Origin of the sequence: Klebsiella sp. BIGb0132, assembly GCF_024810075.1 — a bacterium.
GTDB lineage: Bacteria > Pseudomonadota > Gammaproteobacteria > Enterobacterales > Enterobacteriaceae > Klebsiella > Klebsiella terrigena.
Genome location: NZ_JANUDW010000001.1, coordinates 120,549 through 134,425, shown reverse-complemented (window position 1 = coordinate 134,425; position 13,877 = coordinate 120,549). Strand labels below are relative to the sequence as shown.

At 58.9% G+C, this 13,877-nt stretch carries 13 protein-coding genes; 1 reads left to right on the top strand and 12 read right to left on the bottom strand.

The annotated features are described in order from the left end of the window. Positions 1-68: 68 nt before the first annotated feature. The 7 genes from osmB to M2416_RS00550 all read right to left on the bottom strand — a co-directional run bounded on the left by osmB (position 69) and on the right by M2416_RS00550 (position 6,765). Positions 69-287, bottom strand: coding sequence for an osmotically-inducible lipoprotein OsmB (osmB, locus tag M2416_RS00580; protein ID WP_032688354.1), 219 nt, complete (start codon positions 285-287; stop codon positions 69-71). 288 nt (positions 288-575) lie between these two features. Beyond that, positions 576-1,325, bottom strand: coding sequence for a DNA-binding transcriptional regulator YciT (yciT, locus tag M2416_RS00575; protein ID WP_076945392.1), 750 nt, complete (start codon positions 1,323-1,325; stop codon positions 576-578). Positions 1,326-1,397: 72 nt separating this feature from the next. Further along, positions 1,398-1,580, bottom strand: a complete 183-nt coding sequence (locus tag M2416_RS00570) for a YciZ family protein (protein WP_041145195.1) — start codon at positions 1,578-1,580, stop codon at positions 1,398-1,400. Positions 1,581-1,757: 177 nt separating this feature from the next. Beyond that, on the bottom strand, positions 1,758-3,692 hold the full coding sequence (locus tag M2416_RS00565) for an exoribonuclease II (protein WP_259221563.1): 1,935 nt from the start codon (positions 3,690-3,692) through the stop codon (positions 1,758-1,760). Positions 3,693-3,772: 80 nt separating this feature from the next. After that, a complete protein-coding gene (locus M2416_RS00560) occupies positions 3,773-4,930 on the bottom strand; it encodes a CMD domain-containing protein (RefSeq protein WP_076945394.1) in 1,158 nt (385 codons plus the stop codon). A gap of 206 nt (positions 4,931-5,136) precedes the next feature. Continuing rightward, positions 5,137-5,925, bottom strand: coding sequence for an enoyl-ACP reductase FabI (gene fabI, locus M2416_RS00555; protein WP_041145198.1), 789 nt, complete (start codon positions 5,923-5,925; stop codon positions 5,137-5,139). Positions 5,926-6,222: 297 nt separating this feature from the next. Next, on the bottom strand, positions 6,223-6,765 hold the full coding sequence (locus tag M2416_RS00550; RefSeq protein ID WP_259221562.1) for a HutD/Ves family protein: 543 nt from the start codon (positions 6,763-6,765) through the stop codon (positions 6,223-6,225). 312 nt (positions 6,766-7,077) lie between these two features. On the opposite strand from M2416_RS00550, the gene M2416_RS00545 reads away from it, so the two are divergent. Then, positions 7,078-8,454 (top strand): purine-cytosine permease family protein, encoded by a 1,377-nt coding sequence (locus M2416_RS00545; RefSeq protein WP_165972974.1) that lies wholly within the window; start codon positions 7,078-7,080, stop codon positions 8,452-8,454. Between the two features lie 71 nt (positions 8,455-8,525). On the opposite strand, the gene sapF is transcribed toward M2416_RS00545, so the two are convergent. Genes sapF through sapA form a run of 5 tightly spaced genes read right to left on the bottom strand, consistent with a single transcriptional unit; the run spans position 8,526 to position 13,841 of the window. Then, positions 8,526-9,335 (bottom strand): putrescine export ABC transporter ATP-binding protein SapF, encoded by an 810-nt coding sequence (sapF, locus tag M2416_RS00540; protein ID WP_041145205.1) that lies wholly within the window; start codon positions 9,333-9,335, stop codon positions 8,526-8,528. A gap of 1 nt (position 9,336) precedes the next feature. Continuing rightward, positions 9,337-10,329 carry a putrescine export ABC transporter ATP-binding protein SapD gene (sapD, locus tag M2416_RS00535; RefSeq protein WP_041145206.1) on the bottom strand — a complete coding sequence of 331 codons (993 nt, stop codon included), beginning with the start codon at positions 10,327-10,329 and terminating at the stop codon, positions 9,337-9,339. Beyond that, positions 10,329-11,219, bottom strand: coding sequence for a putrescine export ABC transporter permease SapC (sapC, locus tag M2416_RS00530; protein WP_259221561.1), 891 nt, complete (start codon positions 11,217-11,219; stop codon positions 10,329-10,331). The genes sapD and sapC overlap by 1 nt, the downstream gene beginning before the upstream one ends. Beyond that, the gene (gene sapB, locus M2416_RS00525; RefSeq protein ID WP_076945399.1) at positions 11,206-12,171 is read right to left on the bottom strand and encodes a putrescine export ABC transporter permease SapB; all 966 of its coding nucleotides are present in this window, start codon (positions 12,169-12,171) and stop codon (positions 11,206-11,208) included. The genes sapC and sapB overlap by 14 nt, the downstream gene beginning before the upstream one ends. Continuing rightward, positions 12,168-13,841 (bottom strand): ABC transporter substrate-binding protein SapA, encoded by a 1,674-nt coding sequence (gene sapA / locus M2416_RS00520; protein ID WP_259221560.1) that lies wholly within the window; start codon positions 13,839-13,841, stop codon positions 12,168-12,170. Before sapA ends, sapB begins: the two co-directional genes overlap by 4 nt. Positions 13,842-13,877 lie beyond the last annotated feature (36 nt).

The following is a 13,877-nucleotide window of genomic DNA, read 5'->3' as shown; positions in this document are numbered from 1 at the left end:
TGATTTTTTCCGGTGCGTAAGTCAGAAAATCTGCGAGCAGTTATTTTTTATTTGAACTGATTTAAAACTTATTTACCTACCTGGTGACCGATAATCCCGCCGACCGCCGCGCCGCCCAGAGTACCCAGGGTGCTGCCGTCGGTTAATACCGCGCCGCCCAGCGCGCCAGCACCGGCGCCAATGGCGGTATTACGATCGCGTTTTGACCAGTTAGAACACGCGCTCAGGGACATTACCACTGTTACAGCCAGAACTGCTGCAGCCATTTTTTTGCTCATTGAAGTCATCATATTTTTCTCCTGAATAATCTATTCATGGATACAACTTCCTTTAAAGCATAGCGTGAACTATGCGTTAAGGGCTATTCCATGAAGTTTAGTTGCGCAGGTGTTACTTTAATCACGCGGGTGATAGTCACTTCCTGTTATATCGCTAACAATAATTCTACTTTTTTTAAACTTTACCGGCAGGTAAAAAGTCTGAATTGGCGGCTCGGAATACTCTCAGACGTGGCGCGGCGCGGCCTGCGCCCACCTGAGTGGGCGATGAAGAAAGGAATAGAAGAGGGGGGCGAATCAGGCGACGTTCACGATATCGACGGTTAAACCGCTGTCAGCCAGCTGCTGGCGGGCGGTATCGTGCAGGTTGCTATCGGTAATGATGCGATCGAAGCGCCCAACCGGGCCGAGCGGGTAAGGGTGTACGGCGCTGAATTTTGAACTGTCGCTGAGTACAATGGCCTCGCAGCCTTTCTCCAGCACCGCGTTAACCACGTCCGCGCGCATCATATCCCGCCCGGTAAAACCGGTCTCAAGCTGCCAGCCGTCGATGCCAATGAACGCTTTGCTGAAATGGACCTGCTGGATAAACTGTCGGGTCAGCGGACCGACCATGCTCTCGCTGCGTTTCTGGTAGATCCCGCCGAGGAGGATCACCTCGCCAGGCGTCTCTTTCAGCAGATGAGCAATATAGCTGCTGACGGTAATGATGGTGATATCGCCACGCTCGGCAAGCGTCCGGGCGAGCAGGGCGTTGCAGCTACCGTTTTCGATAAATACCGTTTCGCCGGACGAAACCCGCTCAGCGGCCCGCATAGCCAGCTCACGCTTAATGGCGAAATAGGTCATCATACGGGTTTCTACGTCCTCGCTATCCAGCGGCACGGCAAAACCGTGGGTACGACGCAGATAGCTCTGCTTTTCCAGCAGATTCAAATCCTGACGTACGGTCACTTCAGAGACACCGGTCATTTTCGCGAGATCGGCCACACTCATGCGGCCTTTATCGATGACCATTTGCAAAATACTTTGTTGTCGGGCGTTCATAGCAACATCACAGTTAGGGGGCTATTTTACGGGCAATCGACGCTGTACGGTCGGCTGCGGCGCGAAGGGCTGTCAGATTTCCCAGGGGGCTTTCGGCTGACCGGGCTTGCTTTCCGGCTCATCGTTAGCAAGAGCCTGCAGCTCCGCCTTGAGGATCTCCAGATTATGAATCGCGGAGTGATAGTCTCCGGCAACCAGAATATCCAGCACGGTATCGATACGTTGGGCGAGCAGGCGGGCATTCAGATCAGACATAGTATTATCCTGGTTACAAAAGCGAATGAAATCAATGATGCAAAAAACGGATGCAAAAGAGAAGTGAAAAGATCGCACAACCTATCTCATCGGGAGGTTTTTAGCGCAGGCGCGGGCGGGGAACGGGGGTTGGCTAAAAGAACGGCTCCCTGAGTCGGGAGCCGCTGAGGTGCAATATCAGGCGAACGGCCGGGCAATCACGCTGCGCGTTTCCATTCTGACTTCGGCAATCTTAACGTCGATAACGTCGGTCACCTTGTAGACGGTTTCACCTTTAATCTGCACGGTGCCGTTTTCCTGGCTGCAGACCAGCTCATCGCGGACGGCGTGCAGGAACGGTGCCGGAATAAAGGCAACCGCGCCGTTATCAACCAGGCGCACGCGCATGCCGCCGCGGCTGATATCGATAATTTCCGCCGCAAAGCGCATATCGGTACCGGCGTTCGGGCTCAGGTAGCGCGCGTACAGCCAGTCGCCGACGTCGCGTTCGGCCATCCGGTTCAGACGACGGCGTTCTGCCATCTGCACCGCTACGTCATCATTAGGGCGCGCGATGGTGTCACCTTTAATGATGGCTTTCAGCAGGCGATGGTTAATCATATCGCCGTACTTACGGATCGGTGAGGTCCAGGTGGCGTAGGCTTCGAGGCCAAGGCCGAAGTGCGGGCCCGGCTCGGTGCTGATTTCGGCGTAGGACTGGAAGCGACGGATGCGGCTATCGAGGAAGCCGGACGGCTGTGCGTCCAGCTCGCGGCGCAGCTTGCAGAAGCCGTTAAGGGTCAGCACTTCCTGCGGATCGACGTGCACGTCATGGGTCTTCAGCAGCGCAGCCAGCTGTTCGGTATTGGCCGGATCGAAGCCGGTATGCACGTTGTAAACGCCAAAGCCCAGACGGTCGCGCAGCACGCGAGCGGCGCAGATGTTGGCGGCAATCATCGACTCTTCAACGATGCGGTTGGCGATACGGCGCGGCTCGGCAACGATATCCAGCACTTCACCTTTCTCACCCAGCACGAAGCGGTAGTCCGGACGGTCCTTAAACACCAACGCATGGGTTTTACGCCATTCGCTGCGGCGCAGGCACAGGTCCTGCAGCAGGGTAATCTGCTGCGCGATGGCTTCGCTTTCGGGCTGCCAGCTGCCGCTATTCTCCAGCCAGTCGGAGACGTTGTCGTAGGCCAGCTTTGCTTTCGACTCAATGGTGGCGGCGAAGAATTCAATATCGTCTTCAATCGTACCGTCGGCCGAGAGGATCATGCGGCAGGCCAGCACCGGGCGCGTTTCGTTGGCGCGCAGCGAGCACAGGTCGTCGGAGAGCTCGCGCGGCAGCATCGGGATGTTAAAGCCCGGCAGGTAGTTGGTGAAGGCGCGGATTTTTGCCGCGTCGTCCAGCCTGCTGCCTTCGGCGATCCAGGCGGTCGGGTCGGCGATCGCGACGGTCAGCTGCAGCTTGCCGTCAGCGGCGGCTTCCACATACAGCGCATCGTCCATATCCTGGGTGCTGGCGCTATCGATGGTCACGAACGCCAGCGCCGTCAGGTCGCGGCGCTCCAGCCCTTCGTCCAGCATCTCGGTAGCCACGCCGTCTGGCGCTTCTTTTTCCAGATTATGGCGCGCCAGGGTAACCCACCACGGCACGAAGTGGTCGTCGCTGAAGGTGATGAACTGGGTTAATTCGGCATAGAAGCCGCGATCGCCTTTCAGCGGATGACGGCGCATTTCGGCCACCGCCCAGTCACCCTCGCTGAAATCGTGGCTGACGCTACGATCGGCGCGGCACGGAATGGCATCTTTCAGCAGCGGATGATCGGGAACGATAGACAAGCGATCGTCTTTCTTATGCACTTTACCAACGAAACGCGTCAGGAAAGGCTCGATCAGCTCTTCCGGCTCCGCGCTTTCACGTTCTTTTTCAGTATGGACCACGGCGGTAATACGATCGCCATGCATCACTTTTTTCATTTGCGGCGGCGGAATGAAATAGCTTTTCTGCGAGTCAACTTCGAGGAAGCCAAAGCCTTTTTCCGTACCCTTAACGACCCCTTCAACGCGAGGAGTCTGAGAATGCAGTTGCTGTTTAAGCTGCGCTAGCAGCGGGTTGTCCTGAAACATAATTTGGTATTTTCGTGGCTAAAAGAGCGGCTGTCATTTTTACGCGATTATGCCTGTTGCAGCAAGCGCTGTTTGGCATTTTACGTCCGTTGACCAACATTGCCGAGGGCGATTTTCAGCCGGTTGATCCAGCCGCATAGCCCGCACCAGGCCAGAATATCGATAACCTGAGTTCGGGAAAGCCCGTATTCAGTGAGGGGCGTTAGCTGAGCGGCGCTGAAGCGGTCGGGGGAGCGGGTTAACAGCTGCACCGCCAGATAGATTGCGCGCTCGGATTGATGCCTTTCGCCCCACGCCTCAAGCGCACGATCGTCGTGGCGCAGCGCCTCAGGCAACGCCGACGAGCCGGACCATTCTCGCGCCCAGGCGTTAAAGCAGCTCACGCTGCCGTTGATCCGCGCCGCAATCAGCGCGACCAGCGGCGCAAACGGCTGATTTTCACTCAGTCGGGTCAGCAGCTCATCCTGCGCGCTGAGGATCGCATCATGTACCGCCAGCAGCGGCGCCAGCTCGGCGAGGCCGGGGTGCTGCTGCCAGCTGACCAGCCGCGCCTGGCGATCGTCGTCAGCGTAGCGCAGGTCGCTGTCGCTGACGTCGGCCAGCCAGTCGGCGTCCGCGGCGGCAAAGCCTTCTGCCGGGGCATCCTCCTGCTGCGGCATTCCCGGCATCCAGCGCACCGGAAAGCCCAGCGTCGCCTGGAAGGTGGCGATCGCGCGGGCCTGGAAGCCAACGAAACCGATAATCTGGTTAATCAGGATAATATCGCGGCTGGTTAAGCCCACTTCGTCCAGCTGGCTGCGGGAGAGGGCGGTAATGACCGAGGGCGAGCTGGCCAGCTGGCGCGCATACTGCGTGATCTGCGCCAGACGACGATTGCTCTCGCGGGATGAGTCCGGGCCAGGCAGCGGCGCCAGGCGCGCCGCATAGTGGTTACACAGCCGCTGCACGCCATAGACCTGCGCGACGGTGAGCGCCGTGCTCAGGCGGTCGTAGGCGCTAAAAGTTTGCAGACGATTCGCCGTCACGGAGGTCGGAAAGAGCGCGTCGGCCAAACATCGTGCCGGCGCCAGCCAGCCCGCATGCGCGTGGAGCAGCTCTGCGGGCAGCGTCAGGTCGAGTAAAAAACGGTCTTCGACATACGCGGCTTCAGGGACGAGCGGTAATACATCCACCGGGCAGATTGTTGACTGGGTCTCGTGATACCAGTGGTTTTTGCCATACACGCGGCGTTGCTCCATGGGCGTTCCTTGATCGATATGTGTCCGGCCGCACTTCTGTGGGCCATCTATGCATAACTATCCTGGCGTAACCCTGGAGCAGGAGAAAATATTGATACGTGCTAACAAATAGCTGATTGGAATAACAGAGCGGGAGAGATGGGGCGAAAGGTCGTCAGCAGCAGCAGAGTAAAACCCTCCTCACGGGCGTGAGGAGGGCAAAGAACTTATTTCAGTTCCAGTTCGTTCATAGCGGCAATGCTGAAGCCGCCGTCAACGTGAACCACTTCACCGGAGATGCCCGCAGAGAGGTTAGAGCACAGGAACGCTGCGCTGTTGCCGACATCTTCGATGGTCACGGTACGACGAATCGGGGTGACGGCTTCGCAGTGGGCCAGCATTTTACGGAAATCTTTAATCCCGGATGCTGCCAGAGTACGGATCGGACCGGCAGAGATGGCGTTGACGCGCACGCCTTCCGGACCCATCGCGTTCGCCATGTAGCGTACGTTCGCTTCCAGAGACGCTTTAGCCAGACCCATCACGTTGTAGTTAGGGATTGCGCGCTCTGCGCCCAGGTAGGAGAGCGTCAGCAGGGCGGAGCCCGGGTTCAGCATCTCGCGGCAGGCTTTCGCCATCGCCACAAAGCTGTAGGCGCTGATGTCGTGAGCGATTTTGAAACCTTCACGGGTTACCGCGTTAACGTAGTCGCCGTCCAGCTGATCGGCCGGTGCGAAACCGATTGAGTGAACGAAACCGTCGAATTTCGGCCATACTTTAGTCAGTTCGGTGAACAGAGACTCAATGCTCTCATCTTCAGCCACGTCGCACGGCAGTACGATGTTGGAACCCAGTGCCGCAGCAAATTCTTCCACACGACCTTTCAGTTTGTCGTTCTGATAGGTGAACGCCAGTTCAGCCCCTTCACGGTGCATTGCTTGCGCAATACCGTAGGCGATGGACAGTTTGCTGGCAACGCCAGTCACCAGAATGCGCTTACCGGAAAGAAAACCCATAGCTTTAATCCTTATCGTTATTGCTTATTTTTACTTTAACAATCATGTGGTTAGTGTTGTTATTTCAAAATAACTCAAATTTAGCCGAGAATTATATCCCACTGACGACCCCCTGTGTCACGCTATTTTTCAGCAATAGCCGACATCCCGCGGGCGACATCGGCGCTACCGCTGCGTTCATGGGCGTCAACCTTCACGGTCAGCGCAGGCGGCTTATCGTATCCCTGCCATCGCGTACTCTCCAGTATATCACCGGATATCGCGGGCGTTCGGCGCCGTTCTCCGGGCAAAATGCGGCTAACGTACGCTCAGGCGCGCCAGCAGCAGCCTGGCGTCGGCGGAGTGCGGGAGAAGCTCCCCCGGCGGCGTATCCTGCCACCAGATACCGCTCCCGGCAGCGTGCAGCTGCTCTCCCAACTGCCAGCGTCCTTGCAGCACCCAGGCGACACCCGCCGCGCCGGGCCGCCGCGCGGTGGATACCACGCTCACCTGCGCCGTGGCCCGGCTACGCTGGGTCATTATGTTGAAGTCCAGCCCCGGCTGCGTAATCCCCTCGCTGGCCAGCGGCCATTCGCCGGCAAAGGCCCACGGCTCCCACAGGTGCAGGTGATGGGCGATATCTCCGCCGCGCAGCCACAGCGAACCGCCGTCTATTAGCGTTATCACCCGATCTACGCCCGGAAAAGCCGAAAACGGCCCGTCGCTTTGCAAAGTGGCGATGCTGGCCCGCCACAGAAACGGCGCATCAGGCGACGGCACGCTGACGATTTCACGGGTTTCGCCGCCGCCGTTTTTCCACGGCGTGACGGGCAGGGAGGATAGCTGAAAAGAGACGATCATCGGAGTTGAGACCTCTGCTGGCTGGCGGTTAGGGGGCGCGTATAGCACACGTTGGGCTGCGACGAGATGTTGCTTTTTTATTTATTTTTGTCACACAAAATATTTACATCTTCATCACAAATTTATCATGTGCACGGTGCGTGTGGTTGTCAATGCTTGTATATACATGATCTGTCATATGTGCGGATCCTACGACAATGCGCGTAGATGCAAGAAACCAGGGTCCCTGGCGGTTGGAACACCGATTATAGCGAGGAAACTATGTCTTCTTTTTCTTCAACAGATGGGCAGTCAAAAGGCAGTGAACAGCGCATAACGGAAACGCGCTCGATCGATTTTATTCCCGAAGGCGAGAGACATGGACATCCTTTCAGCCAGTTTACGCTGTGGTTTGGCGGCAATCTGCAGATTACCGCTATCGTCACCGGCGCGCTGGCCGTGGTGCTGGGCGGTGATGTGGTGTGGTCGCTGATTGGTCTGCTGCTGGGGCAGGTGCTTGGGGCCGCGGTGATGTCGCTGCATGCCCTGCAGGGCCCGCGCCTGGGGCTGCCGCAGATGATCATCAGCCGCGCGCAGTTTGGCGTTTTTGGCGCGGTGGTTCCGCTGGTGTTGGTCTGCATTATGTATGTTGGCTTTTCCGCCAGCGGCACCGTCCTTGCCGGGCAGGCGATGGCAAGGCTGCTGTCGGTCTCAAACGTCACCGGCATGCTGCTGTTCAGCGCGATTATCATCGTCATTGCCGTGCTGGGCTATCGGGTGATCCATAAGCTGGGCAAAGTGGCGAGCATCGTTGGCGTGCTGGCGTTTGCCTATCTGTTCATTACGCTACTGCTCTCCGCAGACCTGACGGCCATCGCGCAGAATAGCCATTTCTCCCTGCCGATGTTCCTGCTGGCCGTGTCGCTCTCCTCGTCGTGGCAGATAGCCTTCTGCCCCTACGTTTCCGACTACTCGCGCTATTTGCCGAGCAACGTGTCTGGCGCGAAAACCTTTTTCTGCGTCTTTAGCGGGACGGTGCTTGGCACCCAGGCGTCAATGACCCTGGGCGTGCTGACGGCGGCTATTGCCGGCAGCGCCTTCCCCGGGCATGAAGTGAGCTTTATCGTGGGATTAGGTAAAAGCCAGGTGATGGCGATGGTTATCTACTTTGCGATCTGCTTCGGCAAAATCACCTTCACGACGCTCAATGCCTACGGAAGCTTTATGTCGCTGAGCACCATCGTTTCCGGCTTTCGCAGCCAGACGTCGCTATCGCAGCGATCGCGCCTCATCTTCGTGGTTCTGATGGTGTCCATATCGTGCATTATCGCCCTGCTGAGCGAGCCGGCGTTTCTGAAGAACTTCACCCATTTCCTGCTGTTCCTGCTGGCGTTCTTTGTTCCGTGGAGCGCCATTAGCCTCACCGATTACTATCTTATCTCTGCCGGCGCCGTGGATATTCCCGCGCTGTCTGATCCGAAAAAACGCTACGGCTACTGGAATATTTACGCCATAACCATCTACGTGGTGGGGGTGCTTATCCAGCTGCCGTTTATCGAGAACCCGCTGTTCCACGGCTCTTTGACGTGGATATTCGCCGGGAACGACGTGTCGTGGATTATCGGCTGGTTCGCCACCGGGCTGCTGTACTACTCGCTGCGTCGCTTTGACCGGCGGGTGCTGCCGGCGCAAACCATACTTCCGGGCTGAGAACGCGTCTGCGGGCACCGCTAAGTAACAGGCCCGGGTAAGGCGTCAGCCTTACCCGGGTGATTGAAGGGCTATTTACCGTCCTTGCGCCACGCGTCGGCGGTCAGCGCTTCGCCAAAGTGGCCGGCGATCAGCCGCTTGGTCAGATCGTGCAGCGGCGAAGCCAGCACGTCAGCGGTGCTGCCGCGCTCCACCACTTCCCCCTGATGCATCACCAGAACCTGATCGCTAATATGCTTCATCATGCCTAAATGCTGGGTAACGTAGATATATGAAATACCTTGTTTATCCTGCAGCTCCAGCATCAGGTTGATCAGCTGTGAACGCATCGACATATCCAGCGACGCCAGCGCCTCATCGCAGACAATGACCTTAGGCCGCAGGATCAGCGCGCGCGCAAGGCCCAGACGCTGCTTTTGCCCCGGTGCCAGCATATGCGGGTAGTAGCTGACGTGGTCCGGCAGCAGGCCGACCATTCGCAGCGTCTCAATAATCTGCTTCTGCCGCGCCTCCGGCTCAAGCTCGGTGTTCAGACGCAGCGGGAAGTCGAGGATCTGCGAAATGCGCTGGCGCGGGTTCAGTGAGGTTGACGGATCCTGGAAAATCATGCGGATACGCTGGCTGCGGAACGAGTAGTCGCCGAATTCCAGCGGGCGGTCGTCAATCAGCAGTTCGCCGGCGCTGGGTTCAATCATGCCGGCCAGCATTTTCGCCAGTGTGGATTTCCCCGAGCCGTTCTCGCCGATGATCGCCAGAGTCTGGCGCTCGCGCAGCGTAAAGCTCAGCGGCTTGACCGCTTCCACCGTCTGACGACGAAACCAGCCGGTACGATAGCGAAAGGTCTTACTCAGATTGCGGACTTCGAGCAACGTTTCGACCATTTCACTCTTTCTCCATGTTCAGCGGGAAATGACAGGCGTACAGATGCGCCCGCGCGCCGGTCAGCCGCGGGGCTTCGATGCATTTGCGCTGAGCGTACGGGCAGCGCGGCCCGAGCCGGCAGCCGATCGGCAGCTGCTCCAGCAGCGGAATGGCCCCGGGCATGGTGTTCAGGCGGCTTTTGTGCGGCAGCGCGCTGCCAAAATCGGGGATCGCGCGGATTAACGCCTGGGTGTAGGGGTGATGGGGCGTGGTGACCAGCTCTTCGCTCGGCGCTGATTCAACGGTTTGCCCGCAGTACATGACGTTGATTCTGTTCGCCCATTTGCTCAGCATCTGCAGGTCGTGGCTGATCAGCAAAATAGTGGTGCTGTTGTTCTGATTCAGCCGCGTCAGCAGGCGGATAATTTGCGCCTGGGTGGTGGGTTCCATCGCGTTAGTCGGCTCATCGGCGATCAGCAGACGCGGCTGGTTGGCAAGGGCGATGGCGATCATCACCTTCTGACACTCCCCGTCGGTTAACTCGTAGGGGAAACTGCGCATCGCGTCTTTATGGTCCTTGATACCCACGCGGTGCAGGAGCTCTATCGCCCGACGTTTACGCCAGCCGAGACGCTGCCACCAGCGGCCCTTAAAGGTCCAGCCGGGAATGTTCTGCATCAGCTGCTGGCCGATCCGTTCGGAAGGGTCGAGACAGGACTGCGGCTCCTGGAAAATCATCGACACGTTGTGGCCAATCAGCTTGCGGCGTTCGCGGCTGGAGAGTCGCAGCAGGTCGATATCGTCGAAGCGCATGCGGTCGGCGGTGACCCGCCAGTTGTCTTTGGTTACGCCGCATATCGCTTTGGCAATCAAGCTCTTACCGGAGCCTGATTCGCCGACCAGCCCGCGAATTTCGCCCTCGTTCAGGGTCAGGCTGACGCGATCGACGGCTTTGACCCAGCCTTCGTTGGTTTTGAATTCGATGGTTAAATTGCGAATATCGAGTAACGGCATTATTCCACCCCGGCGATAATTGCGCGGCGGATGCCGTCGCCCAGCAGGTTAACCAGCAGGACGCTAATCATAATGGCGGCGCCCGGCAGCATCACCGTCCACGGAGCCACGTAAATCAGCTCCAGCGCGTCGCCGAGCATCGCCCCCCACTCCGGAGAGGGAAGCTGCGCGCCGAGGTCGAGGAAGCCCAGAGCGGCAATATCGAGGATCGCCATCGACAGCGCGCGGGTAATCTCGGTCACCAGCCCGGAAGTGATATTGGGCAGGACCGCGAACCAGAGAATATTCAGCGTTGAGGCGCCGTCGAGTCGGGCGGCAATAACGTACTCTTTTTCCAGCTCATCGTGCACCATGCTATAGACCGAACGCACGATGCGCGGCAGCAGCGCCAGCCAGACGGCGAACATGGCGTGACTCAGATGCGGTCCGGCAAAGGCGACGACGATAATCGCCAGCAGCAGCGACGGAATCGACAGCAGGGTATCGAGGACGTGGTTCAGCATTGCCGACAGCAGGCCATGGGTCGAACCGGCAATCACGCCGAGCACCAGGCCAAACAGCGAGGCGCTGAAGGTGACGACGAACGCGCCGCCGACGGTGGGCGCCGCGCCGCTCAGCAGACGACTCAGGACGTCGCGGCCGAGATCGTCGGTGCCGAGGAAGAACGAAACCTCGCCGTAGCGCGACCATGAGGGCGGCAGCAGCTGATAGCCAAGGAACTGCTGATCGATGCCGTAAGGGGCAAACCAGCCGCCAAAAACGCACAGCAGCAGCAGCCCGGCGCAGCCGTACAGGCCGATCATGGCGCTGGTGTCGCCGTAGAATTTGCGCCACACGGTGCGCAGCGCTCCCGGGGGGCGCTTCTCCAGGTACACGCTATCGTAAGGCATACCATTCCTTATGTTTCAGAGGGTTAGCCATTGCTCCCAGAATATCAGATAGCACGTTCACGGTAATGACCAGCGCGCCGATGACCATCACGCCCGCCGAGATGGCGGCGTAATCCTGCTGACGAATCGCGTTGATCAGCCAGCGGCCCAGCCCCGGCCAGCTGAAGACCATTTCGGTGATCATCGCCAGCGTCAGCATGGTGGCAAACTGCAGCCCCAGGCGCGGAATAACCGGCGGCAGGGCGTTATGCAGCACGTGACGGTGCAGGATCGTCCGCCGCGACACGCCGCGGGTGGCGGCGGCCTTCACGTAGTTGGTGTCGTACACTTCGCTGGTGCTGATGCGCATCAGGCGAATCACTTCGGTGGTTGGCGCCACGGCAAGGGTCAGAACCGGCAGCACCATATGGCGTGCGGCGCTGACGATCATTTCATGACGCCACGGCGAATCGGACAGCCAGGCGTCGATCAGCGCAAACCCGGTCACCGTTTTGACCTCGTAGAGCAGATCGAAACGCCCGGAGACCGGGAACCAGCCCAGCGTCAGGGAGAAGAACAGCGTCAGCAGCAGCGCCAGCCAGAAAACGGGAATCGAAAAGCCGAGCAGCGCCAGGGCGCTAATCAGGGTGTCGGGCCACTTGTTACGCATAATGCCGGCCAGCATACCGACGGGAATCCCCACCAGCAGGGCAAAGCCAAAGGCGAGAATGCACAGCTCCATGGTGGCCGGGAAGACCTCTTTTAGCTGCTGTGAGATCGGCTGGCCGTTGATGCTGGAGACCCCAAAATCCCAGTGCAGCAGCCCGGTGAACCAGAACTGCCAGGCGTTCCACAGCGACGCGCCCTGTAGCGGAGCGTGCGGCGTAAAGTAGCTCAGGCTGAAGCCGACGAAGGTCAGAAAAAAGAGCGTGACCAGCAGTAACAGCAGGCGCCGCAGGGTAAAAATGATCATGGTTTTTTCACCTCATCTTTTTTGACGTCGTCTTTTTTCACATCGTCTTTTTTCTCCCGCGAAACGCCGGCAAAGGAGGCGTTACCGAACGGGCTCAGGATCAAACCTTTCATATCATAGCGGTAGGCCTGTAAACGCAGCGACGAGGCGAGCGGCAGCACCGGCAGCTCGCGGGCGAGAATATGCTGCGCCTCTTTATAGGCTTCAATGCGCGAAGCCAGCTGCTGCGAGGTTAACGCCTTTTGCAGCACCTCGTCGAACTCGCGGTTGCACCAGTGGGCGAAGTTGGTCTGCGAGGCAATCGCCGCGCAGCTCAGCAGCGGGCGGAAAAAGCTGTCCGGGTCATTACTGTCCGTGGCCCAGCCGGAAAGGGTCAGGTCGTGGTTCATATCCATCAGCCTCGCCTCCTGAAAACGACCCTCAACCGGAACAATAATCACCTTTACGCCAATCTGCGCCATATCGGCCTGAATCAGCTCGGCGGTTTTTAGCGGGCTGGGGTTCCAGGCCTGCGAGCTGGTGGGCACCCACAGCCGAAGCGTGAGGTTTTCCAGCCCCAGCGCTTTGAGCTGGGCGCGGGCGGCGGTCGGGTTGTACTCGGTTATCTTCGCTTCGTTATCGTAGGCCCAGGAGGCGCGGGGCAGCATCGAGGCGGCGGTTTCCGCGGTGCCATAATAGATAGACTGCATCAGACGCTGGTTATTGATTGCCAGCGCCAGGGCGTGGCGAACCTGCGGATTATCCAGCGGCGGTTTGGCGGTATTGAACGCCAGCCAGGCAATATTCATCCCAGGACGCAGGGTCAGGCGCAGGCGCGGGTCGTCGCGCAAAATAGTCAGCTGGCTGGCGGCGGGCCAGGCCAGCACGTCGCACTCGCCGGTCAGCAACTTCGACAGGCGGCCGGTGCCGCCGGAGCCCAGATCGACCACCACCTGCGGCATCAGCGGTTTGCCGCGCCAGTAGCCGGGGTGACGCTGCAGGCGAACGTACTGGCCCGAGCGATACTCTTCCAGCTGGAACGGGCCGGTGCCCACCGGCTGGCGGTCGAGCTGCTCCTGACGATCGCTTTTGGTTAACTGGGCCGCATACTCTGCGGACATAACGGATGCGTAGTGGGTCGCCAGGTGCCAGAGGAACGAGGCGTCCGGGCGCTTCAGGCGGAATTCGACGGTCTGGTTATCGAGCTTGCGCAAGCTCTCCACGCTGTCGGCGAACTGCAGGCTGTCGAAATAGGGGAAGCTGCTGCCGTTAACGTTGTGCCACGGATGGTCGCGATTAAAGATACGGCTAAAGGTGAAAATGACGTCATCGGCATTAAAGGCGCGACTGGGCTTAAACCACGACGTCGTCTGGAAAGGCACGTGGCTGCGCAGATGGAAGCGGTAGGTGGCGCCATTGTCCAGCACCTCCCAGCTTTCGGCCAGCTCGGGCACCAGACGGTAGGTATAAGGGTCAACGTCGAGCAGACGATCGTAGAGCTGGGCGGCCAGGGTATCGACAATCAGGCCGCTGCTGACTTTCTGCGGGTTAAAGGTATTAACCTGGCCGCTAACGCAGTAGACAAAGCCGCTATCGCGAATATCGGCGTGAGCAGGCAGCGCGGGGGCGGCAACGGCCTGCCCGCACAGCATCGATAGGGCTGCCAGTAGAGAGCATAGTTTCAGGCGCATAGTGGTTTTATGATTCCAGAGCAACGCTCTGTCTTA